This is a genomic window from Rhodococcus sp. ACPA4 (assembly GCF_002300185.1).
GTDB lineage: Bacteria > Actinomycetota > Actinomycetes > Mycobacteriales > Mycobacteriaceae > Rhodococcus_F > Rhodococcus_F globerula.
The window spans coordinates 4,896,099-4,918,689 of the sequence record NZ_NSDY01000001.1 but is presented as its reverse complement, the minus strand read 5'-3'; the positions used below and the strand labels follow the sequence as shown (position 1 = coordinate 4,918,689).

Genomic DNA, 22,591 nt, shown 5'->3' with positions numbered 1-22,591 from the left:
GCTGAGAAAGAAGGGGCGCTTCCCGAGACGACGTCAGTGTCAGCTCGCACCCGAAGGTCGTTGCATCACAACATGTATCGTCCCGTTCCACTCGAATGCCTGTGATTTGCCGCGCACTCGACCTTCCTGGTGATGGAGATCACGATAGCCGTGTCGAAGCAATAGAACTTGACGCATTGAGACAGGATTCTTGACCCTTGGGGCAGCCAAGGCCCGCATGACCCACTGAGATTACGAGTCCCGAAACGTCAATAGGCTTGTCTCATAATGTCAAATATCGATGGACCGATCCGGCTATCGTGACCCCGATACAAGAGTGTCGAGCGCCTCGTAGATCGCGCCGTCACAACGTAAATCGGGTTCCGCCCCCGGCGATCAACCACAGTGGCAGACCCGCGCCGGCGCTACGCCCCGAACATCACCAAACAACCCCGGAGACGGCAATGACCAACCCTTCCGCGAACGCCCCCTCAGTACCCACCGTCGTGATCGTGCCCGGCCTACGCGACCACGTCGACGAACACTGGCAGACTTTGCTGGAAAACAAGCTGGACCGGGTACGTAGCGTGCCTCCCCTCTCGGAGAACAAACTCAGCCTGGCTGCCCGGATCGCAGCCCTCGACGCGGTGATCAGCGACATCGACGGACCGATCGTGCTTGTTGCCCACAGCGCCGGTGTCATGATCACCGTCCACTGGGCTCTACAGGCGAATCGCCCGATCGTGGGCGCGCTACTGGCAACTCCCGCGGACCTGGAACGCCAACTACCCGAGGGTTATCCGATGCTGGAGGATCTCAGCACCAACGGATGGTTGCCCATTCCGCGCCGCCAACTGCCGTTCCCGAGCATCGTCGCAGTGAGTTCGAACGACCCGCTGGCCGATCGGCTCCGGGTGGCCAACATGGCCGAGGTCTGGGGCAGCCGTCTGGTCGACCTCGGCGACGTCGGACACCTGAATCCTGCCTCCGGGTACGGGGAATGGTCGCAGGCCGAGGAATTCATCGGCGAGCTGACCCAGGTGCGCGAAGACGTGGTCTCGCAAACGCTGACCTGAGCCCCCCTACCTACACTTCGAAGGACACGCAGCGATGCTCAATTTATCTGCATTACTGGAAGATTCGGCTCGGCGATACCCGGATCGAGACGCCGTCGTGCTCGGCGACGAGCGCCAGTCCTACGCGGAACTGAACCGCCATGCGAACAAGATCGCAAGCCTGCTCGTGGCCCGAGGCGTGCAACCCGGTGACAAGGTTGCGCTCTCCTGCCCGAACATCCCCGAGTTCCTCGCGGTGTACTACGGGATCCTCAAGGCTGGTGCAGTGGTGGTACCGCTCAACATCTTGCTGAAGGGCCGGGAGATTGCGTACCACCTCAACGACTCAGATGCGAAAGCATACTTCTGTTTCGAAGGTGGCCCCGACCTGCCGACCGGCGAGTACGGCCTCGACGGGTTCCAGGGTGCTCCCGCGTGCAGTCACATGTTCCTGATCACTGCCGATCCGCAGGGGCCGTCGCAACTCGCGGACGTCCACACGGTTGCCCAGGCGATCGCTGCGACGCCAAACGAGTTCGAAACCGTGGTGCGAGAACCGGCGGATACGGCAGTGATTCTCTACACCAGCGGAACCACGGGAACTCCGAAAGGCGCAGAGCTCACCCACTCCAACATGGTTCTCAACGCGCTCTGCGCCAATCGCCTCTTCGACAGCACCCCAACACAACTCGATACGTGCCTGATCACGCTCCCACTGTTCCACTCCTTCGGCCAAACCGTCGCCATGAACTCCGCACTTTCCGTCGGCTCGACGCTGGTCCTGATGCCCCGGTTCGAGGCCGCCGCTGCGCTCGCGTTGATGGAGCAGGAAAACATCACGGTCTTTGCCGGCGTGCCCACTATGTACTGGGGTCTGCTCGGCGCGCTCGACGGAGGAAATGTGGATGTCGAGAAGATTGCGCGGAACATGCGCAAGGCGATCTCCGGCGGCGCAGCGTTGCCCGTGGAGATTCTCACCCAGTTCAAGAGGCAGTTCGGCGTCCAGATCCTCGAAGGCTACGGGCTGTCCGAGTCTTCGCCGTTGGCACTGTTCAGCGACCCGGAGCGTGATCCTCGGCCGGGATCGATCGGAGTCCCGATCTGGGGCATCGAGGCGCGACTGGTGGACAAGCACTGGAACACCGTCACCGGCCAGGATCAAGTCGGTGAGATCGCTCTGCGCGGCCACAACGTCATGAAGGGCTACTACAACCGCCCCGACGCCACTGCCGAAGTCATGCATGACGGCTGGTTCCGCACCGGCGACTTGGCTCGCGTCGACGACGACGGCTTCTACTACATAGTGGATCGCGCGAAGGACCTGATCGTTCGAGGTGGATTCAACGTCTACCCTCGCGAAATCGAAGAAGTCCTCGTGACCCACGACGCCGTTTCGCTCGCCGCAGTCGTCGGGTTGCCCGACGAGAGACATGGCGAGGAGATCAAGGCGTTTGTCATCCTCCACCCGGCAGCGCAGATCACGGCTGACGACCTGATCGCGTGGTCGAAAGAACAGATGGCCAGTTACAAGTACCCCCGCCACGTCGAGTTCGTCACCGAACTGCCGATGACCGCAACCGGGAAAATTCTCAAGCGCGAACTCGCGGCCACCTCAACCGCCCGCTAGACCTGCTCGAATCGAACAACAAACGGAGGAATGATGACCGAGGACACCAACAGCTATCCAGTAGTCGAGGCGATGAAGGCCGGCGGCGGCTGGAACACGCTCTGGGACGGGTTGTACGACATGGACCCGAACTGGACCGAACTGTATATGAAAATGGCGATGGAGCCGTATCAGAGCGGTGTCCTCTCACCGAAAGTTGTTCAGCTGCTGTGTATCGCCGTCGACGCCTCCGCCACCCACATGTATGCACCGGGTACCAGGCGCCATATCCAGGCAGCCTTGGACATGGGGGTGACTCCGCAGGAGATTCTCGAGGTCCTCAAGCTGGCGACCGTGGTGGGTATCCACTCGTGCAACGTCGGCGTTCCGATCCTCGTCGAGGAGATGGAAGCACACAAGCAGCGTCAGTCGGATAACTGAATTCGGCAGTTCTTCTGTGCCACAACATCAGCTGACAGACGAATGGGCACCTACTCGCAAATAGCGGGTAGGTGCCCATTCGAGTTGCAATGGCGGATCAGGCGTTCATTGCAGGCGCTTTCTGAAGATTCTCCAGACGACGAATACCGGCCGGGTACGCACGCTTGCCCGCAATAAAGGCAACCACGGCGGCAATGTAGACCAAGGGTGAAAGCTGCAGCGCTCTCAGGAGTCCGAGATGATCGGCAAGAATGCCGATGACAAAGGGACCGAGCGCCAGTCCGAGCAGGTTGTTGGCGACCGTCAGCGTTCCCATGGCCGATGCGCGGATCGAATGATGCGTGAGGTTGGCGACCATCGCCGCTGTCGGACCCGAACAGCCGGCAGAGAAGAATGCGCCGATTCCCAGAAGTACGAGTTGCGCTGTGCCCGTGCCTAACCGGAGACCGATACCCAAGGACACCAGGGAGATCACACAGTAGACGATCGCCGTAGTCCACTTCTTTGCCGAGTTGTCATGGCTGAACCGGTCGGTGATGAATCCGCAGACCACCATGCCGCTGCCGACCAGGAGAACGAACACCGAAGCCATGACTCCGGCCTTGTCCGGCGCAAGATCGTAGTAGCGGTTGAAGAAACTCGGCAACCACGCCAGAAGTACAGCGGCAGTGAACATCTGCAGCCCGCCACCGATATAGGCGAACAGCACCGCCGGATTGGTGAACAATGTCGATACCGGCGCCCGGTACCCATCCGGTTCCACTGCGGCGCCGGCGGAACCCTCGACGGCGTGAGCGGCCAACTTCTTCTCGGTAACCAGAGCGCGGAACAGCGCAACGAGGATGAGACCGAAGATCGCCATCGCGGCAAAGGACCAACGCCAACTGAACTGAACGGCGATGAACCCGCCGATCGCAACACCGATCACCGAACCGAACGAACCACCGGCCATGAAGGCACCGGCCAGCATTGCATGCACTCGCGGCGCAAACACGCTGAGCACCACGGCAATACCGACACTGCCGTATGCGGCTTCACCGACACCGACGAGGAATCGCGCACCGAGCATCTGTTCATAGGACTGGGCAATCGCGCACAGCAGAGTAGCGACACTCCACAACACGGCCATCAGGATCAGGCTCTTGACGCGGCCCCAACGATCGGCCAGAAGTGAGAGCGGGAACGTCAGCAACCCGACCATCAGCGCGACAACACTGCTCAACGACGCCAAGTGCGAATCGGAGAGATCCCAATCCGCTTTCAGGATCGGGAAAACCGCGCTGAGGACCTGTCTGGACATGTAGTCCGAGAGCAGGAGGCCGAAGGCCAGCGCAAAAACGATCCAGGGGTATATCTTTCGCCGTCCACCGCTGCTGCGTGCGGTGTCCACGCTGAGCGTGGAAGTAGCCTGTAATCCCATGATTCTCCTTGGAGCATTCGAGGAAGGAAGACGACGGCGGAACCCTGGTCGAGGTATAAGTTTCCGGAAATCGCCTGATGGACAAAAGGTTCGGAAATTATGTATCAACAAATTCTGGGGATGACTCGGGGGCATGAACTGTCTCAGCTCATGCCCCCTGAGAATTATTGTCAGGCGTGGTGGGTGAAACCCAACTGACCCGGCCGACGATTCGGCGCATAACCCAACTTCGCCAACGTCTCATCGGTATCGGCATACCTCTGACCGATCCGATAAATATCGCGAGCTTCCTTACCCGTAGCCACCTCACGGCCCAACTCACCCGCAATACGCACCAACTGCTCGATCTGCTGCACCGACGTCATCTTCTCGCCCTTACGGCCCCAAATCGTGTCCTCGTTACCGCACCGCGCATGCAACCCCATCGCGATCGCCATCGTGTTCACCGGCAACACACTGCGCATCAACGTCTCGAGCGTCAGACACGCACCATCAGGAACCCGCGAAACGAAATTCATCATGTTGTACGGATTCGGACCGTCGAACCCACCACCGATCGCCACCCACGTCAAATTCACCGGACCCGTGTAGATCCCCCGACGGATCAACCGCTCCACCGTCTCGAGCTGCGGAATACTCGAGAGCTGGAAATGCGGCTGAATACCCGCCTCCTGCAACCGACGCAAATGCTCCGCCACCCACTCCGGACCCGCCGGAACCGTCATCTCCCGATACGTATTCGCCAACTCCGGACGCTCCATCGACGTCCCCGCAATATCATCCGGGGTCATCAACTCCATGATGTTCATCTGCGACGTATTGATCGCAATCGTCACCTGATCCGGAGCCGGATCCAACGTCGCCAACATATGCCGCACATCATCGGAAAGCCACTTCGCATCCGCACCTTCACCTTCCGGCGCAAACGAAATCGACCCACCCACCTGCAAAATCATCTCCGGCACAGCCTCACGCAAACGGCCCAACAACTCGTTGAACTTCGAAAGCCGCTTCGAACCCTTACCGTCAAGCTCACGAACATGAATATGCAACACCGTCGCACCCGCGTTGTAGCAATCCACCGCAGTCTGAACATGCTCGTCCATCGTCAACGGCAGATCCTCCGCAAAATCGTCCGGCTCCCACTCCGGACCATACGGCGCAACCGTAATCACAAGCTTCTCCTGAACCTCCGGGAACAAGGCATCATCGTGAAAATGCATAACAAAACTCCAATCAGATGAGAGCTGAGAAAGAAGGGGGGGACGATCAGAACGGTGCGTCGCCGACTATTCCGGCGCGTTCCATCTTTCGAACTGCAGGCCAATAGTCCTGCACTGCATAGTGTTGCGTTGAACGGTTGTCCCAGATTGCGACGCTGTTCTCGGTCCAGCGCCACCGAACCTGATACTCGGGAATCTGGGCCTGGCTTGCGAGGTAGTTGAGCAAGTTACTCGAGCCAGGAGCGAAGTCGATGCCGTATCGAATGTTCTCCGGTGTGTGGTAATTGACGAGGTGCGTCGCAAACGAATTGACAAAAAGAATCTTCTCGCCGGTCTCGGGATGCGTTCGCACAACGGGATGTTCGGCGTCCGGAAAGCGCTCCTTGAGCTGATGGCGCTGTTCGATCGGCATCCTGGCACCGAAGCTCGACTCGATACTGTGCCGGGCTTTGAGGTCCTTGATCTGGTCCTTGATGCCGGCAGGCAGATTGTCGTATGCCAGTGCCATGTTCACCCAGATGGTGTCACCTCCGACGGGTGGTGTTTCCACACAACGGAGTACGCATCCCATCGGTGGATTCACGCGCCACGTCGCGTCGCAGTGATAGGCATTCTCGAAATGCTCCGGCGGACTGTCGAGGTCTTTGTAGATGCGGACCAGCCCGGGATGGTCGGGATCGCTACCCAGCGCGGGATGATCCTCGAGGTCGCCGAAGCGTTGTGCCAGTTCTACGTGCTGCGCCCGGCTGAAGTCCTGGTCACGGAAGAACAGAACCTTGTGCTCGAGCAGGAGCGATTTGATTTCGGCGAACAAAGCGTCGTCGCGAGCGACAACGCCGAGGTCCACTCCGGACAGTTCGGCACCGATGGAGCAGGTCAGCTTCTCGACGGTGATCGACCTGGTAGCCGTATCAACCAGCGTTGCAGTGTTATTCATGACGATTCCCCTTTCGACGGATGGCGTCAGACGGTAAAGACGGAGGAACCGATACTGCGGCCGGATTCCAGATCGTGGTGCGCACGCACCGCATCTTCGAGTTCATACCGCTGATTGATTCCGATCTTGATCCGCCCCTCTTCGACGTGTGAGAAGAGTTCGGCGGCCAATTCGGCGCGCTCCGCCGGATCGGCGATGTAGTCGGCCAAGGCCGGTCGAGTGACAAAAAGAGATCCCTTGACCGCCAACTGCATTGCGTTGATCGGCGGCGTCGGCCCTGACGCGGTTCCGAAGCACACCATCAGCCCTCGGCGTGCCAAGGAGTCGAGTGAGACCTCGAACGTGGACTGCCCGATGCTGTCGTAGACAACCGGTACACCGACACCACCGGTGATCTCCCTGACCCGCGCAACAACATCCTCGCGGGTGTAGATGATGACCTCGTCGCACCCGTGCGCCAGGGCAACAGCTGCCTTCTCGTCTGTGGAAACAGTCCCGATCACCTTGATGCCCAGCAGCTTCGCCCACTGAGTGAAGATCAAACCAACTCCACCTGCAGCAGCGTGCAGCAGAACGGTATCCCCTGCCTTCAGCGGGTAGATGCGGCGCAGAAGGTAAGCCGCCGTGAGGCCGCGCATGGTCATCGCTGCTGCCGTCTCGAAATCGATACCGTCGGGCAACGCGATCAGGTCGGCAGCCGGCATGATGCGCTCGGTGCTGTACGCCCCGAGCGGACTGCCGGTGTAGGTCACCCGATCCCCCACACTGAAATCGGCAACTCCCGCACCGACCGCCTCGATAGTTCCGGCACCCTCGACGCCCATACCGGCGGGCAATTGCGCAGGGTAGAGGCCACTTCTGAAGTACGTGTCGGCGAAGTTGAGTCCGACGGCGCCGTGGCGAATCCGGACCTCGCCAGCACCTGGCTGACCTACCTCGACCTCTTCCCAACGCATGACAGACGGGGTACCGATCTCATGGAATCGAATGGCGTGTGCCACGATGCTCTCCAATTCTGTGGGCATACTCGACAAATTCGGTCGAGCTATGTTCGTACGCAACAACTTCCAGAAGTTACTTTCGACTCCGGGGTCGCGATCTGATGTGAACAACACTAGGTGAGATCCGGCTCACATGCTTAACTGTACGAGACACGCAGCACAACATTTCGGGACATTAAGTCAAGAACTAAGGAACCTCGTGAAGCCACTCGCCCGCTATGCGTCGCTCAACCGCTACGTCGACCTGTGTCGCTCGGTCCACATCGATGCCGTCGACCTGATGAGGAGCGTCGGCCTCGCTCCGGCAAGCCTGGCCAACCCCGATCAGTGGGTGCCAGCAGCCTCGATTGCCGCGCTCCTCGAACTGTCCGCAACGGAATCCGGGCGCGAAGATTTCGGCCTCCTCCTTGCCGAACTCCGCAGGCTGTCCAATCTCGGGCCGCTCAGCCTGGTCATCAGGGAAGAACCCGACGTCAGGAGCGCACTGGACGTCCTGATCCGGTACGAGCACACCTACAACGAGGCACTGCGCATCCGTCTCACCGAAGTCAGCGGATTGGCCACCCTGCGCATCGGCCTGGAAGTCGGCGATCCTGCCAATTCGAGGCCAACCGCAGACTCGGTCGACACCAGGCAGACCGTCGAACTCGCCGTCGGCGCAACCGTGCAGATCCTGCGGAGCTTTCTCGGGCCTGCCTGGCATCCGGTGAGCGTCGGATTCACACACAGCGCTCCGCAAGACACCAGTACACATCGACGAATTCTCGGCAACGCGGTGGACTTCGATCACGAGTTCACCGGAATCGTGTTCTATGCGAGCGATCTAGATGCCCGCAACGAACTGGCTGATGAGTTACTTCGCCCATATGCACGAGCATTCCTCGACTCGCTTCCCGCCGCAGATTCCTCCGATACCCTCAGCCGCACAAGGGAATTGATCGAAGTGCTGCTCCCCACCGGACGATGCTCCGTCGAACATGTGGCTCGGAGCCTCGGCTTCGATCGGCGAACCCTGCACCGCCATCTAGCAGAATCGGGTGATACCTTCACGGCTGTTCTCAATTCGGTACGCAGTAGCCTCGCGCAACGCTTGGTGTCGAACCCACGCTATTCGTTGACCGACGTTGCCGTGCACCTCGGATTTTCTACTCAAGGCAGTTTCTCGCGGTGGTTTCGCACGCAGTTTTCGATGAGCCCCAGCGACTGGAAAGCCCAGCGCCAAGGGTGAGAACGATCAGCTGACCAGCACAACACCGACCAAGGCGATCAGGGCCACCCAGACCGTCGACAATGCAGCCAACACGAATGGGCGCACTCCGACGCCGCGGATCACACTCAATCGCACACCGAGCCCGAGGGCAAACATCGCTGCCGCCAACAATGCGGTTTGCACCGTCTTCGCCACGCCGAGAACCTCTTCCGGGAGAATCCCCGTTGAGCGCAGCCCCATGAATGCGATGAAGGCCAACGTGAACAGGGGCACCAGCGGTGGCCGCTTCACCTGGAGATTCGAATTGTCGGACATCGCACGTTGACGGATACTCAGGAACGCCATGACGGGCGCCAGCATCAGTACACGCGCGAGTTTTACGATGGTGGCAACACCCAATGCGGTGGCACCGAGAGCACTGCCGGCGGCAACAACCTGCGCAACCTCGTGAATCGACCCACCGGCCCACATGCCCGCGCTGACGTCATCGAGTCCGAAACTCCTCGCCAACAACGGAATTGCCGGAATCATCAACGTTCCGAAGATCACCACCAGCGCTACCGCAGTAAGTAACTCTTCTTCTTTTGCATTCACCACGCCATCCGCGGCGGCCACAGCCGCGGCGCCGCAGATCGAGAAGCCGCACGCAATCAGAATTCGCTGTGTCCACGACAGACCCAAAAGCTTTCCGGCATACATTGTTCCGGCGATGCCAAGAACAACGATCGCCACGACGACGGCGATCACACCCCAGCCGAGACCGACGATGTCGCTGAACATCAACTGCAGACCGAGCAATGCGATTCCGATTCGCAGCAGCCGTTTAGACGAAAATGTCAGTCCCGGATGGAATTTCGCAGGCAGGGTGACAAGATTCGCCACGATCGCACCGGCGACGATGGCAATCAGCAGCGGGCTGACAGCGGAAAAGAGCCGCCCGACCCCCAGCGCGATTGCCGCACCGACGGCGCACAGGGCCACTCCGGGCACGAGCGCAGTGATACTCGCCCACCGCCGCACAGGCGCCGGCGAGGCAACGGCCGGTTTGTCGACCACGGACTTCACATCGCTGTTCACTCGTCCAGAGTCCGTCAGAAATCATTGGTGCGGTAGCTCGATTTCTGCTATCACGGCATATCAATACGATATGTCCGGGTAATTGGGTATAGCCTGAACGCATGACCCGACGCTGGCCGGACCTCACCACACTCGAGCTACTGGTCGGCGTCGATGATCACGGAAGCCTCAGCGCTGCAAGCCGTCTCGCGCATATCGCGCAACCCAACGCCAGCCGTGCGATCAAAGCGCTGGAACGCCAACTCGGTATGCCCCTGATCCACCGAAAATCGACCGGGGCGACGTTAACTCCGCAAGGCACCGTCATCGTCCATTGGGCCCGGCGTGTCCTGGCCAATTCGACACAGCTACTCGACGTGGCCGAAGGAATGCGGACCGAGCGATCGGCGGAGTTGACGGTCTGCGCCAGCATGACTGTTGCCGAACATCTGATTCCGGCGTGGCTGGGCACTTTTCGTGGGTTACACCCCGACGTCACAGTGCATCTGCAGGTCTACAACTCGACGCGTGTCATCGAAGCGATCGACGTGGGAATGTGCGATCTCGGATTTGTCGAATCCCCGACTGTGCCGAGGCACCTACACAGCATCACCGTCGCCCGCGATTCACTCGTGGTCGTTGTCGATCCCGATCACGCGTGGGCGCGTCGGCGTAAACCTCTCACCATCGGCGAACTGGCCATGACGCCGTTGCTGGTCCGCGAGCCAGGATCTGGTACTCGGACCACTCTCGATGTTGCGCTTTCGGAGTACGAGCGCGCGACGCCCCTGCTCGAGCTCGGTAGCTCGGCCGCCATCCGCACCAGCGTCCTCGGCGGTGTCGGACCGGCAGTGCTGAGCACTCTTGCAGTCAGTGAACAGGTGAAATCGGGTGACCTTCGGGTTGTCCAGGTGGACGGCCTCGACCTCGCACGCACCTTGCGAGCCGTCTGGCGGCCGCCGCGACAACTCGAAGGGCCGGCAGGCGACTTGGTGAAGCTGGTGCGGGCGAGTAGTACGCAGTTCGGCTGACTATTTTGCCTTTGCTGCAGCCTTGGCGGCTTTCTTGAACTCGCGGACCTCGAGGAGCGTCTGCTCGTCGACCACGTCGGCTATGGACCGCCGTGACCCGTCGAGTCCGTAATCCCCAGCTGCTTCGCGCCAACCGTCAGGCTGGACCCCGATTTGTTTGCCCAGCAGCGCCAAGAAGATTCGGGCCTTCTGATCGCCGTAGCCGGGCAGCGCCTTGAGTCGTTTGAGCACTTCCTTGCCGTTCGGATCACCCGACGTCCAGATCGCAGCGGTGTCACCGTCGTACTTTTCGACGATGAACTGGCACACGGATTGGATGCGTTCGCCCATCGACTTCGGGAAACGATGGACTGCCGGCGTCTGCGCGCAAATCTCGATGAACGCGTCCGTGTCCATCTCCGCGATGCGACGGACGTCGAGACCGTCCATGCGATCCGCGAGCTTCTTCGGCCCCAGAAATGCCGTCTCCATCGGAACCTGCTGGTCGAGCAACATTCCGAGCAACAAGGCCAACGGGTCCTCCGAGAGGAGAGCATCCGCTTCGGGGTCGCCGACGAGATTCAGATGAAGTGCCATACATCCGATCCTGCCATGTCAGGCCGGTGTGTCTGCAGCTTCCAGATTCGGCACTGTCCATTTCTTCCAACCGAACACGATCAGCGTCATGGCAGCGGCCACGACAAACACCCACAGATAGACAGCCACCATGGCGATTCGCAGGTAGTCGGGCGAGGGCAACATAAACATTCCCATGCCGATAAAGCGGTCGGTGCCCTGCATATCCGCCGCGGGTATCGGCCACGTGTGCGACCAGTTCAGGACGGGTAGGAGGAACACGATCGGCACGACCCAAGCCCAGATCTTCTTCGACGCCATCGCGTAGTGAGAAGCCAGGATCACCAGCGGAACAAACCACACCCAGTGGTGACCCCACGAGAAGGGGGACACGGTTGTGGCGGTGAGCCCGGTCATGGTCAGCCCGAGCAACTTCTGCCCCCTGCGGTGAGCCATCCACGCAGCTCCCAGTCCGAGACACACGGCCACCACGCTGCACCCGAGAACGAGCACTTTCGACGGCGTCGGCGTATGCGTCAACTGAGCGATCAAACCCGACACCGACTGATTACTCGGTGAGTCGGTACGTCCCACCCGATCGCTGTCGAAGAGCGTGCCGGTCCAGTAGGTCAACGCGTCGTTGTACATCACGATGAAACCCAAAGCCACCGTCGCGGCGAACGTGATCACCGCAGTCACCAAGGCGCGCCACTGCTTCGTGATGAACAGGTACGCCCAGAAGAACGCCGGAGTCAGTTTGACCCCCGCCGCGATCCCGGCGCCGATACCCCGAAGGCGACTTTTTTCGTCCCGGCCCAAATCCCACACGATCAACAGCAGCAGGAAAATGTTGATCTGCCCGAGCCACAGCGTCGTGCGTACCGGTTCCATGAACAGGAAAATGACCGTGGCCAACGCGCTCACCGCATACGTCTTGACGCCGAGGCGGTAGCCGAGATATTTCCAGCACAGCACGACCACCGCAAAAAGCGCGAGAACGTTGAGAACCGTCCACACGACGATCGCCTGTTGAAACGTGAGCACCGCCCACACCGTGAACAGGATCCCCGCGAACGGGGTGTACGTGAACATCATTCCCTGCAGAACCGGACCGTCGTACAACGGCAGTCCCTGCACCACAAAACTGCCGCCGTGGCGGTAGACGTCAAGATCGAGGAAATTGTGGAAAATGCCCCAATAGATCACATCCATCGGAACACCGAACAGAACCATCAGGACTGAAGCAACAGCAAGCACCACGAGAACGACAAAGCCGATCACACCGACCCGCATTATTCGCTGCGGAGTCGCCTGTCGTAATTCAGATGCCCCTGAACTCATCTCCACCACAGCACTTTCCGAAGCATTGACTGCACCCGCCACGTACAACCTCCGGATATGCGCCAATGTCAGGAACTGGTGCACCGAACGCTACAAGAGATGACCGACGCTCACGACTTGGGCGCGCCGTCACAGGCGACTCAGCTTTCGGTGAGACGCGATTCTGTTGCCGCCAACAGGACACACGTCGCGACACCGTCCATGGCTACCTCGAGATCCCCGAGTGAAGGGAAACTCGGGGCCAGACGAATGTTCCGATCATCCGGATCCGTGCTGTACGGGAAGGCAGAACCGGCCGCAGTGAGCGCAATACCGGCATTCTTCGCGAGTTCGATGACGCGCTTTGCCGTGCCGTCGACAACGTCGAGGCTGATGAAGTAGCCGCCCTTCGGCTCGGTCCACGACGCGACCTTCGACGCACCCAACCGATCCTCGAGGATCTTCAGAACCAACTCGAACTTGGGCGCGAGCAATTCGCGATGCTTCTCCATGTGTGCGCGAACGCCATCCGCATCACCGAAGAATCGCAAGTGGCGGAGCTGGTTGATCTTGTCCGGGCCGATACTCTTCTTACCGAGGTACTTCTGGTACCACGCAAGGTTCTCGGCAGAGGCACCGAAGAAACTGACGCCGGCACCGGCAAAGGTGATCTTGGACGTCGACGCGAACACCAGCGGACGGTTGGGATGTCCGGCTTCTGCAGCCATCGTCAGAACGTCGTACGACGGTGCGATCTCACCGAACAGTGGGTGAACCGCGTACGCGTTGTCCCAGTACAAACGGAAATCAGGCGCTGCGGCCGGCATCGACGCCAGCTCGGAGACGATTTCTTTCGAATACACCGCACCGGTCGGGTTGGCGTACACCGGAACAACCCACATCCCCTTGATCTGCGGATCCGCGGCAACCAGTTCCGCGATCTTCGCGACGTCAGGACCGTCGTGGTTCATCGGGATCGCGATCATCTCGATGCCCAACGACTCGGTGATCGCAAAGTGGCGGTCGTAACCCGGAGCCGGGCAGAGGAACTTGATCTTCTCTTCGCGCGCCCACGGCTGCGCCGAATCAGGAGTGCCGTGAAGAAGTGAGAACACCACGTTGTCGTGCATGATCTCGAGGCTCGCGTTGTTGCCGGCAAGAAGGTTGGCAACAGGAATGCCCAGCAGTTCACCGAAAATCGCACGCAGTTCCGGCAGCCCCGTCAAGCCACCGTAGTTGCGGCAGTCGGTGCCACTGCCGTCACGGAAATCACCGTCGCCCGGCAGCGCAAGCAACGCTGCGGAAAGGTCGAGTTGCTCAGGCGAAGGCTTACCGCGAGTCAGATCGAGGACGAGCTTCTGGGCCTGCAGCTGCGAGTACTTCGCGCTCTGACTCTCATGCTCGGAGGTGAGTTCTTCATGGCTCATCAACCCGATCTGGGTTTGGATAGGCATCCGGAGCGGCCTTTCACCGACGAGGCGGGGTCGGGATATGTGAAAAAATAGAGGACCCCGCGCACCCGGCAGAGCCCGTTGACCCTTGCTGCCTTCCGGCCCTGGGGGAGTTCACAGGATGCGCGCCGCGCGGGATCCAATGAACAGTGTAGACGGCCTTCCGGAACCTTGGGACACCACCCGCCGCGTTTCGGCCGGCAGCCGAATTGCCGCCACATAGCCGCAGGTCAGATACCCGTTTAACGCTTCAGTCGTTCTCTTGGGTATGCTTCTCCACGGAGGATTCGCCTAGTGGCCTATGGCGCTCGCCTGGAACGCGGGTTGGGTTAACGCCCTCAGGGGTTCAAATCCCCTATCCTCCGCCAAAGGAACCCCCTGTGAACTGCTGAGAAGCGGTTCACAGGGGGTTCTTTTTTGCGAGCGTTTTTTGCCGGGTTTCAGGCACGTCGCATGAACGAACCGCCGCCGAAGGGCGGGTCGTCGTCGACCGGTGCCCGGCCAGCTCGTCGCAGCAGATGAGTCTCGGGTACGGCCGGCACCTGATTGAACGCCTCCATTGCCCTGGCGACGCGAGAGTCGCGAAGGAGAGGCGCGCGTAGTTCCTGCGCGGCCGCCGCTGCTGCCGCGCAGGCGGTTCGGTGGGACGCTGTGATCGCGGCGGAGAGTGCAGCGGCGCCGGCCCCGAGGCAACTTTCAGTCAGTTGCAGGTCGGTAATCGCACCGAACGCGTCGACCTCGACGCTGACGGCACCACCTCCGGCATCTGCGCGGGCGCGAACTTTCCCGACCTCGATGTCGACTTGGCGGGCAAGGACAGTCAACTCCGGAAACGAGGATGCGGGCCCGGTCATGGCTGATCGATCTGCACGGGCGCGTTCGGATGATCCGACGCTTCGGGTCGAGGGAAACACGGCGACGACCCGCTCAGGCCCGCTCCTCGTGGATGCTCGTCGAAGACCATCCGATATCCATCCGGCAAAATGGTTTCGGTGCTCGTCGTGTCCCCGGCGGAGTCGTACGTTCGAAACTTCCAGCCCCGCTCAGTCCACAGATTGCGGATCGTATCGCCGAAACCTGGAACGCTCGCAGCGTCAGAAGACTCGAGGAAATACGTCACGCCGTAGTCCACGGATGTGTCCTTCGACAGATTGCTGTCGTTGCACGGGACGGTGCCACCCGGGCTGAGGGTGACTTTTTTGTTCAGCTCGGAATACCGCGTCAGGTAGGCACCCGGCGGCAGTGCCGCGATCGTTTCGGTCAGGTACTCGATCACCTTGGCCTGGGCCTGCGGGCGGGTCAGATTCATGTCGGCTTCCGTCACTTTTCCGTTCTCCGTCGTCGTACACGCCGACAGCAGCACTGCCACCGCGATACTGCTCGAGCCGAATGCTTTACGGCGTCGAGTTGCGTTGGTCATGGCGCTCCTAGTCCGGCGATCACATGGCCCATACCGGCAAGAGCCGGATTGTTGTTTTCCCAGTACTCACTGTGCGCGGCCGGGCTGGGGAGCTCACCCAGCAGACCGGCGTCGATCCCCGTCCCGGGTGCGGATTCGACAACGGTGGCACCGAATCCGATCAATGGAAGATCGTTCGCGGGATTCGCGCCATGCGAGAGACTGCCGAACACGTCCCCAATCATCGGAACCGGATCATTGGCCGCGGCGGTGGCGTATACGTGGCCGCCGACATGTCCGGGATCGATGCCCTCGAGGGAGAGTCCCTCGACCCGGTCCATCCCCACTCCGGGGCTACCCACGAAAAACAGATCGTTCGCGTCGATCGATCGTCCGCCCGAGGCCGCAGCGCCGATCACGGTCGATCCGTAACTGTGTCCGATAACCGTGTTGTGCGAAGGCGTGCCGTCGTGGGATGCACGGAGACCATCTTGGAACCGGTCCAGCGATCCGGCCCCACCATCGGCATACCCGTCGAGCCCTGCTTGCGGGATCGTTTGCGGCGCATCGTATCCGTACCAGGTCACCACGGAGGTCGATCCCTCGAGCCCCGCGAACCGTCGCTGGTATTCCGTCGAGTCCAACATCATTTGGGAGCGGTCGATGTCGCCGCCGATGGTTCCCAGGTGGCTGCCGGTGCCAGGTACGAACGTTGCGACGTTCGTCGCGGTGTCGGGATTATTCAGTGCCACGATGGCCCGACCTTTGTCGTCGACACCGAGCAGATACTTCTCCGAATCACCCTCCTCGGCGAGAGTGGGGTCGATCTGGTCGGCGAGGACGCCGTAACCGTCGAGACGCTGCTGCAGGTCCGCGCGTTGCTGCTGCCACCGCTCGTAGTCGCGGCGCGCCTGCTGGTCCGCCTCGTCCACGCTGCCCGCATCCGACGGAATGTTGCGACCCTTGGCCCAATCGGGGTGCCTGCCGTCGAGGTCGGCGAGTTCGGTCGACGTCGACGACTGCAGGTTGCCGAGGTTGATCCGGTTGAAATGATCGCGATCTACGGCTGGCATCCCGTCTCTGTTCCCGATTCCCGGATCGAACGCCGCGAGAGCATCTTTGTCGTTGGGGGACAGCGATTCCCAGAATTCGTTGAACTCCCTCGCACCGACCGGGGGGAAGGCGTTGCCGTCGAGGATCGCGGCCACCACCGCGCTCATCGTCTGCTGGGCGCTTGGGGACTGTGCGAGATCAGCGAGGTCTCCTGCTGCCTTCGACAAGGCCGCGGCAGCACCCTCGTCGAGGCTTCCCGCCATGTGCAAGGCCGGAACCAGTCTCGCCTCGAAGCTGTGCGCCTTCTCGTCGAACGCAGCCTGCCCCAAGATGTCGAGTGCAGTGTTACCGCTTCCGTACCGAGGTGCGCTCACTCGACCGTCATCGGCGACAGCCATGCCCTCGGCGATCGCACTGTCCGCAATGTCGATCACCGCCGCCCGCGCCGGCCCCAACGCGGCAGCAGCTTCACTCAACGCGTCGGCTTCGGCGAATACTCCTGTGGTCAGATGTGTCGCGGCAATACTGTCAGCCAAGGCTCGCGCCGACGCTGCAGCCGAGGCTTCGCCTTTCCACTGATCGAGCGCGAAGTCGACCGCGCGATGCGCTGATCCCACAGCGTGCATGAAGTCCCGGTTCTTCTGCTCCAATGCCGTTGCAGCGGCGGCTAAACCAGTCGGATCCCAGGCGCGGACCTGGGAGATCGTCGCCATCTACACGGCCGCTTGGTAGGTGGCCAGCCGGTTCCGGAATGCGACCTCGACAGCGTCGTAGCTGCTCGCACTGGATTGGGCAGCGTCAGCCATCGACGTCAACATCTCCGAGGTAGCGCGGTATCCGGTGGTAATCGGGTCACCGGCCCTCGCGGCGGCCGGGCCGCTCGCCGAATCGGGCATCGCCGCTGCCGCGTCAGCGAGAATTCCCGACACGTCGATGCCGGCAATCACGGCTCCTTGGTTTCTCACCGCGTCGGCCAACGCCCGTAGCGACTCGGCGTCTGCTTGTAGTACTTCGTTCCCCACCTGAGCCCCCCGGCTACGTATCGACGTGCGAAAAGCAGCGTAGCAGCGCATTGCCTGAACCCTGGTCGTTCTTGTCTGCCAGTTCCCGCTCCTCGTGCCCGAAGTGGCCGGGCCGATAGTGATCTGCGACACTGGCTGAAGTCGGTATTGACGGGTTACCGAGACGAGCAGCAACAGGGCGGCACTACATGAGCGTGATTCTCGCGGCGACGGATCAGCCTGCGCTAGCGGAGACCTTCGGCGTCGAACTCGAGCGCGTCGGCCACACCGTTCATCTGTTCGCGTCCGGACGAAACAGCCTCGACGCACTCGGCACCGACAGCTTCGACGTTGCCGTTCTCGATCTTTCACTCCCGGACATCGACGGCTTCGAGGTCGCCCGCCAAATCCGTCTCCGCAGCGAGATTCCGATCATCATGATCGTCGAGTCCCCCGAAGACATCGACGATGCACCACCACAAGTCGCGTCGGATTTCGCCATCAACCCACTCGACGCTCGCAGCCTCGATTCTCGGATAACGAGCCTCCTCCGCAGTACGCCCACCCCACAGACGGACAAGCGAGAGCGCCACGGCGAGTTGACGATCGACCGCCGATCCATGACCGCCACCATCCGCCGTCGACGCCTCGACCTCACTCGAACCGAATTGCGCCTGCTCCTCGAAATGTCGATGCACCCCGGCCACGTCTACTCCCGAACTCAGCTCCTCGCAAAGGTGTGGGGTGAAACGAATTCAACCAAGACTCGCGCCGTCGACGCCAATATTCAGAGCTTGCGGTCGAAAATCGAATCCGACCCGGCCAATCCCAAGTACATCAAGACCGTGCGCGGATTCGGATACAGGTTCGGTCCGATCGACTGACAAGAATCATCGGAAAACCACGGTGTCGGTAGCTCTGGCTAGGCTCGCGAAATGAGCTGGTATCTGCGAGAACTACTGCGTAGTGAAGCTCCCGACTGGCACGGCCCCGGGGACAGTGGTCACGTTCTCGGCAAATGTCCGAAATAACCAATCGCCGCCCCTGCCCCATCCTGAAGAATCAGTGGCATGACTACAGCCGATATCTCCCCCGCAGATCGCTACCGTGACCTCGGCGCCAGCTTCACCCAGCGGATCGACGCAGTACCTGAGGACCGGTGGGACAACAACTCTCCGTGCGAAGGGTGGACGGCTCGCGATGTGGTCCGGCACGTGATCGACAGCGAACGCGACATGGTCAAGGTCGTCGGCCTCGAATTGGCGCCGGGACCGTCCGTCGACGACAACCCGTCCGCCGCCTGGGCAGCAGTGCGCGATTCGATGCAGGCGATTCTCGACGATCCGGAAAAATCGACCCTCGAATACGACGGACATTTCGGCCGCACCAACCTGGGAGCCACCGTCGACGGTTTTCTGTGCTTCGATCTGGTCATTCACGGCTGGGACCTTGCAGCCGCTACGGGCACCGACACCTCGATTCCGGAAAAGGACGTCGATTGGGTGTCACAGATTGCTGCCGGCCTCGGTGATTCCATTCGTATGGCAGGGGTGTGCGGCCCCGAGATCCCGGTTGCCGATGATGCCGACAAAGCAACCAAACTCCTCGCATATCTCGGCAGGGCCGTCTGAAAAACCACCCCTGACGTGCGGATTGCTTCGATACGCGGGTAATGTCCGTCGCATGCCTGAACGTCGGAAATCAGCCACCAACCCGGACTTGCTGGCCACGGCGCTTTTCGATGTTGCCGCCGAATCAGGACTCGACAATGCGAGTGTGCGCGAGGTGGCAAAGCGCGCCGACGTCTCGATCGGCGCCGTGCAGCACCACTTCTCGACCAAGGACGAGATGCTCACATTTGCTCTGCGCACTCTGGCAGAGCGAATGCTGAGCCGTCTCACCCAATCCCCAGCCGGAACCGACCCGCACGTTGCGCTGTTCCAGGCTTTGTCACAACTGCTTCCCCTCGACGAGCAGCGCACGCGCGAAGCACACGTCCTTGCCGCATTTGCCATCCGGGCTGTCACCAGCGAATCGTTGGCGGAAATTCGGCGGACGATGCTGTTCACTATTCGCACCGGCATCTGCGCAGTTCTGATCGGAATCAGATTGCCTGAAGCTGAAACCCGCGCAGCGCTGCTCCTCGCAACCGTCGACGGACTCGCACTCGACGCGATAGGCAATCCCGGCATGTATCCGCCGCACTATCTCGAGTACGCCCTGGAGAGTCAGATAAAGCTCACCCTCCACGACATGGAAATTCCCGATGCTCTTGTATCCAGGGGCTGACGTGCCGGGATCAGGACGATTTGCACCGAGCCCATCCGGCGATCTACATCTGGGAAACCTTCGCACTGCCCTCCTTGCCTGGCTGTTTGCCCGGACCTCCGGTCGCGACTTTCTCATTCGCGTCGAAGATCTGGATCGTGTGCGGCCAGGCGCCATGGAACGCCAACTGAGTGACCTGCGAGCGCTGGGCCTCGACTGGGACGGCGACGTCGTCAAACAGTCCGACCGACTGCCGCGGTACGCGGACGCGATCACGTCGCTGACCGATCGCGGGCTGACGTACCCGTGCTTCTGCACCCGCAAGGAAATTCAGCAGGCACCCTCCGCGCCACACGCCCCGGACGGCGCCTACCCCGGAACGTGCCGGAATCTCACTCCTTCCGAGCAAGCCGTCAAGCTGGCCTCCGGCCGTAAACCCGCACTGCGCCTGCGTGCCGAGACGACGTCATTCACCGTGCGAGATATGTTGCACGGCAACATATCCGGAATGGTCGACGATGTGGTGCTACTCCGCGGAGACGGGGTTCCCGCATACAATTTGGCAGTTGTGGTCGACGACGGCGCCCAGAACGTCGATCAGGTTGTCCGCGGCGACGACCTCCTGACATCAGCACCGCGCCAGGCCTACCTGGCAACACTCCTGGCCATTACACCGCCGATCTACGCCCATGTCCCCCTCGCACTCAATTCCGAAGGCAAGCGTCTGGCCAAACGGGACGGGGCGGTCACGCTCTCCGATCAACGCGACCTCGGCCGCACCCCAGCCGAAGTTCTGACTCTGATTGCGTCGAGCGTCGGATTGGCCGAACCTGGTGAAGTAGTTTCGCCGACGGAATTGGCTGATCGCTTCGATCCACAGAAGGTTCCGGGCGACCCCTGGATCTTCACAGCTGTCGATCCCCTGGATCCCGTCAAGGGATCTTAGACAATAGTTAATCATTGGCAATTGCCGCGGAGTGAAGTACCGTTTCGGCATAGGTGAAGGGAACCAGGACGAGGAGCCCTGGGCAGGTTACAAGCGGGGCTTGCCCTCGACATGACCAAAGCACCCGCTGGAGGGCAACCGCACGGCAGTGCGTTAGGGCGGGAACAGAACGAAAAGGAATCCGCATGGTTCGCGAGCTTCGCGAGGCACTCGACGACCATCAATTCGAAGTGCTGTACCAACCCCAGGTACACCTGGAAACCTCGACTGTTACCGGCTACGAAGCACTCCTACGCTGGCGCCATCCCCTTCGTGGAGTCATCGAACCACAAGATTTCATGCGATCTGCTGAATTGTCCGGCTTGATCATTCCCATCGGATTGCAAACCCTCGACTTGATCTGCGCACACATCTCCCACTGGGATGATCAGTTGAATATCGCGGTGAATTTCTCGCCACGCCAGCTGTCGACCGACAATGCTGCCCGAGAAATAATCGACACCCTTGACCGCTCCGGCACCCCGCACAACAAAGTCATCGTAGAAGTCACCGAACTGGGCGTCGTCGGCCAGAATGCCGCCGCTACGCTGGCGACGCTGCACAAAGAAGGCATCCGGATAGCGCTCGACGATTTCGGAGCCGGCTTTGCGTCCTTTGCGGCTCTGTCGGAACTGCCACTCGATATCCTGAAGATCGACCAGAGCCTCACCTGGGCTCTCAGCGACGCGCAGCACTCGTCCGAGCGGGCATTCATCGTGATGGAGTCCATCGCCGCGATCGCCGACAAACTGGGAATGGAGTCCATCGCCGAAGGCGTCGAGACTGCCGAACAAGCAGCAGCCGTCACTCGCGCAGGATGCACCACAGGCCAGGGTTACTATTTCGGCAAACCCCTCCCCGCCGATGCTCACACCACGGCAATTCAGGAACCGCCGCTCGCAGTCGCATCACCTGCGCAGCATCGACGCTGGCGTTAGACGGAACCCACCGCCACTATAAAAATCACGAATATCACCCACATGGCGATAACCGAGGCACCGACGGCAATACCCGCAATCGCGAGCCCACGCCCCTGCTGGCCTGTTTGTTTAATCTGATTGAGCGCGACGACGCCCAGAATTATCGCGACAATCGCGCCGAGTCCGTAAAAGCAACCGCCGACTATCGCCGTCACCAATGACGCGATCGCAAGGCCGTTCGTTCCCACCGGTTGCACGTACCCACCGAACTGGCTGGGAGGTCCGTACTGCGGTGGCTGCTGGTACTGCGGCGGCTGTTGGTACTGCTGGTACTGCGGTGGTTGTTGGTATTGCGGTTGTTGATACTGCGCTTGTGGCTCTGGGGTCGGGGTGTACGACGGCGGTGGATAACCCGGGTACTGCTCGATTGGCGATGGTGTCGCCGGAATCTCCCAATACGACTCCTGTTGTCCCGCAGATTCTCCGTAACCTTCCTGCGGGAGGCTGGGAACCTCGCCATATCCGGGTTCAGGCACGTATTTATCGGGAGATATCTCGCCGTTCTCCCCGGAACTCGTCATGAAACGCAGCCTAAACCACAGGTGACATCAACACACGAGGGCGTAAGTGACACCAACATCTATCGCTTATGGCGGTTAAGGTCGTAATCACTGTCACAC

General features: G+C 60.8%; 23 protein-coding genes, 1 tRNA gene and 1 other RNA gene. 11 read left to right on the top strand and 14 right to left on the bottom strand.

Annotated elements, in window-relative coordinates:
* Positions 1-443 precede the first annotated feature (443 nt).
* Genes CJ178_RS22535 through CJ178_RS22525 form a run of 3 tightly spaced genes read left to right on the top strand, consistent with a single transcriptional unit; the run spans position 444 to position 3,081 of the window.
* Entirely contained in the window at positions 444-1,055 is a 612-nt protein-coding gene (locus CJ178_RS22535) for an RBBP9/YdeN family alpha/beta hydrolase (protein ID WP_095887702.1), read from the top strand.
* A gap of 34 nt (positions 1,056-1,089) precedes the next feature.
* Positions 1,090-2,661 carry a long-chain-fatty-acid--CoA ligase gene (locus tag CJ178_RS22530; RefSeq protein ID WP_095887701.1) on the top strand — a complete coding sequence of 524 codons (1,572 nt, stop codon included), beginning with the start codon at positions 1,090-1,092 and terminating at the stop codon, positions 2,659-2,661.
* A gap of 33 nt (positions 2,662-2,694) precedes the next feature.
* Entirely contained in the window at positions 2,695-3,081 is a 387-nt protein-coding gene (locus CJ178_RS22525) for a carboxymuconolactone decarboxylase family protein (RefSeq protein WP_218833740.1), read from the top strand.
* 97 nt (positions 3,082-3,178) lie between these two features.
* On the opposite strand, the gene CJ178_RS22520 is transcribed toward CJ178_RS22525, so the two are convergent.
* The 4 genes from CJ178_RS22520 to CJ178_RS22505 form a co-directional block, all read right to left on the bottom strand.
* Positions 3,179-4,501, bottom strand: coding sequence for an MFS transporter (locus CJ178_RS22520; protein ID WP_095887699.1), 1,323 nt, complete (start codon positions 4,499-4,501; stop codon positions 3,179-3,181).
* A 170-nt stretch (positions 4,502-4,671) separates the two neighbouring features.
* On the bottom strand, positions 4,672-5,724 hold the full coding sequence (locus CJ178_RS22515) for a 3-keto-5-aminohexanoate cleavage protein (RefSeq protein WP_033237424.1): 1,053 nt from the start codon (positions 5,722-5,724) through the stop codon (positions 4,672-4,674).
* A 46-nt stretch (positions 5,725-5,770) separates the two neighbouring features.
* On the bottom strand, positions 5,771-6,661 hold the full coding sequence (locus tag CJ178_RS22510; protein WP_095887698.1) for a TauD/TfdA dioxygenase family protein: 891 nt from the start codon (positions 6,659-6,661) through the stop codon (positions 5,771-5,773).
* 26 nt (positions 6,662-6,687) lie between these two features.
* The gene (locus tag CJ178_RS22505; protein ID WP_095888101.1) at positions 6,688-7,662 is read right to left on the bottom strand and encodes a quinone oxidoreductase family protein; all 975 of its coding nucleotides are present in this window, start codon (positions 7,660-7,662) and stop codon (positions 6,688-6,690) included.
* 199 nt (positions 7,663-7,861) lie between these two features.
* Here CJ178_RS22505 and CJ178_RS22500 point away from each other — a divergent pair, with 199 nt between their 5' ends.
* Entirely contained in the window at positions 7,862-8,890 is a 1,029-nt protein-coding gene (locus CJ178_RS22500; protein ID WP_095887697.1) for an AraC family transcriptional regulator, read from the top strand.
* 6 nt (positions 8,891-8,896) lie between these two features.
* Here the strand turns inward: CJ178_RS22500 and CJ178_RS22495 are convergent, their stop codons facing one another.
* On the bottom strand, positions 8,897-9,949 hold the full coding sequence (locus tag CJ178_RS22495) for a YeiH family protein (RefSeq protein ID WP_095887696.1): 1,053 nt from the start codon (positions 9,947-9,949) through the stop codon (positions 8,897-8,899).
* 101 nt (positions 9,950-10,050) lie between these two features.
* Between CJ178_RS22495 and CJ178_RS22490 the strand changes: the two genes are divergently transcribed.
* Positions 10,051-10,959 carry a LysR family transcriptional regulator gene (locus CJ178_RS22490; RefSeq protein WP_095887695.1) on the top strand — a complete coding sequence of 303 codons (909 nt, stop codon included), beginning with the start codon at positions 10,051-10,053 and terminating at the stop codon, positions 10,957-10,959.
* Here the strand turns inward: CJ178_RS22490 and CJ178_RS22485 are convergent, their stop codons facing one another.
* The 4 genes from CJ178_RS22485 to ffs form a co-directional block, all read right to left on the bottom strand.
* Positions 10,960-11,535: an HhH-GPD-type base excision DNA repair protein gene (locus CJ178_RS22485; RefSeq protein ID WP_033235040.1), complete on the bottom strand. Its 576-nt coding sequence runs from the start codon at positions 11,533-11,535 to the stop codon at positions 10,960-10,962.
* Positions 11,536-11,553: 18 nt separating this feature from the next.
* The gene (locus CJ178_RS22480) at positions 11,554-12,855 is read right to left on the bottom strand and encodes a glycosyltransferase 87 family protein (protein WP_095888100.1); all 1,302 of its coding nucleotides are present in this window, start codon (positions 12,853-12,855) and stop codon (positions 11,554-11,556) included.
* Positions 12,856-12,995: 140 nt separating this feature from the next.
* Positions 12,996-14,288, bottom strand: coding sequence for an aminotransferase class I/II-fold pyridoxal phosphate-dependent enzyme (locus CJ178_RS22475; protein WP_033235042.1), 1,293 nt, complete (start codon positions 14,286-14,288; stop codon positions 12,996-12,998).
* Positions 14,289-14,330: 42 nt separating this feature from the next.
* Positions 14,331-14,430, bottom strand: an RNA gene (gene ffs / locus CJ178_RS22470) — signal recognition particle sRNA small type.
* Between the two features lie 135 nt (positions 14,431-14,565).
* Between ffs and CJ178_RS22465 the strand changes: the two genes are divergently transcribed.
* A tRNA-Ser gene (locus CJ178_RS22465) sits at positions 14,566-14,653 on the top strand.
* A gap of 72 nt (positions 14,654-14,725) precedes the next feature.
* On the opposite strand, the gene CJ178_RS22460 is transcribed toward CJ178_RS22465, so the two are convergent.
* The 4 genes from CJ178_RS22460 to CJ178_RS22445 are packed head-to-tail and all read right to left on the bottom strand — an operon-like array spanning position 14,726 to position 17,759.
* Positions 14,726-15,139 (bottom strand): YbaB/EbfC family nucleoid-associated protein, encoded by a 414-nt coding sequence (locus CJ178_RS22460; protein ID WP_033235052.1) that lies wholly within the window; start codon positions 15,137-15,139, stop codon positions 14,726-14,728.
* Complete coding sequence (locus CJ178_RS22455) at positions 15,136-15,705, bottom strand: hypothetical protein (protein ID WP_095887694.1); 570 nt, start codon at positions 15,703-15,705, stop codon at positions 15,136-15,138. The genes CJ178_RS22460 and CJ178_RS22455 overlap by 4 nt, the downstream gene beginning before the upstream one ends.
* Complete coding sequence (locus CJ178_RS22450) at positions 15,702-17,450, bottom strand: alpha/beta hydrolase (protein WP_095887693.1); 1,749 nt, start codon at positions 17,448-17,450, stop codon at positions 15,702-15,704. Before CJ178_RS22450 ends, CJ178_RS22455 begins: the two co-directional genes overlap by 4 nt.
* Entirely contained in the window at positions 17,451-17,759 is a 309-nt protein-coding gene (locus CJ178_RS22445) for a hypothetical protein (RefSeq protein WP_033235054.1), read from the bottom strand.
* Between the two features lie 188 nt (positions 17,760-17,947).
* Between CJ178_RS22445 and CJ178_RS22440 the strand changes: the two genes are divergently transcribed.
* The 5 genes from CJ178_RS22440 to CJ178_RS22420 all read left to right on the top strand — a co-directional run bounded on the left by CJ178_RS22440 (position 17,948) and on the right by CJ178_RS22420 (position 21,929).
* Positions 17,948-18,622, top strand: coding sequence for a response regulator transcription factor (locus CJ178_RS22440; RefSeq protein WP_033235055.1), 675 nt, complete (start codon positions 17,948-17,950; stop codon positions 18,620-18,622).
* A gap of 186 nt (positions 18,623-18,808) precedes the next feature.
* Entirely contained in the window at positions 18,809-19,369 is a 561-nt protein-coding gene (locus tag CJ178_RS22435; RefSeq protein WP_095887692.1) for a TIGR03086 family metal-binding protein, read from the top strand.
* A 52-nt stretch (positions 19,370-19,421) separates the two neighbouring features.
* Positions 19,422-20,027, top strand: a complete 606-nt coding sequence (locus tag CJ178_RS22430) for a TetR/AcrR family transcriptional regulator (protein WP_033235057.1) — start codon at positions 19,422-19,424, stop codon at positions 20,025-20,027.
* Positions 20,005-20,952, top strand: a complete 948-nt coding sequence (gene gluQRS / locus CJ178_RS22425) for a tRNA glutamyl-Q(34) synthetase GluQRS (protein WP_095887691.1) — start codon at positions 20,005-20,007, stop codon at positions 20,950-20,952. Before CJ178_RS22430 ends, gluQRS begins: the two co-directional genes overlap by 23 nt.
* Before the next feature lie 185 nt (positions 20,953-21,137).
* Entirely contained in the window at positions 21,138-21,929 is a 792-nt protein-coding gene (locus CJ178_RS22420) for an EAL domain-containing protein (RefSeq protein WP_045066463.1), read from the top strand.
* Here CJ178_RS22420 and CJ178_RS22415 read toward each other — a convergent pair.
* Positions 21,926-22,492, bottom strand: a complete 567-nt coding sequence (locus tag CJ178_RS22415; protein ID WP_095887690.1) for a DUF4190 domain-containing protein — start codon at positions 22,490-22,492, stop codon at positions 21,926-21,928. The genes CJ178_RS22420 and CJ178_RS22415 overlap by 4 nt on opposite strands.
* Between the last annotated feature and the right edge of the window lie 99 nt (positions 22,493-22,591).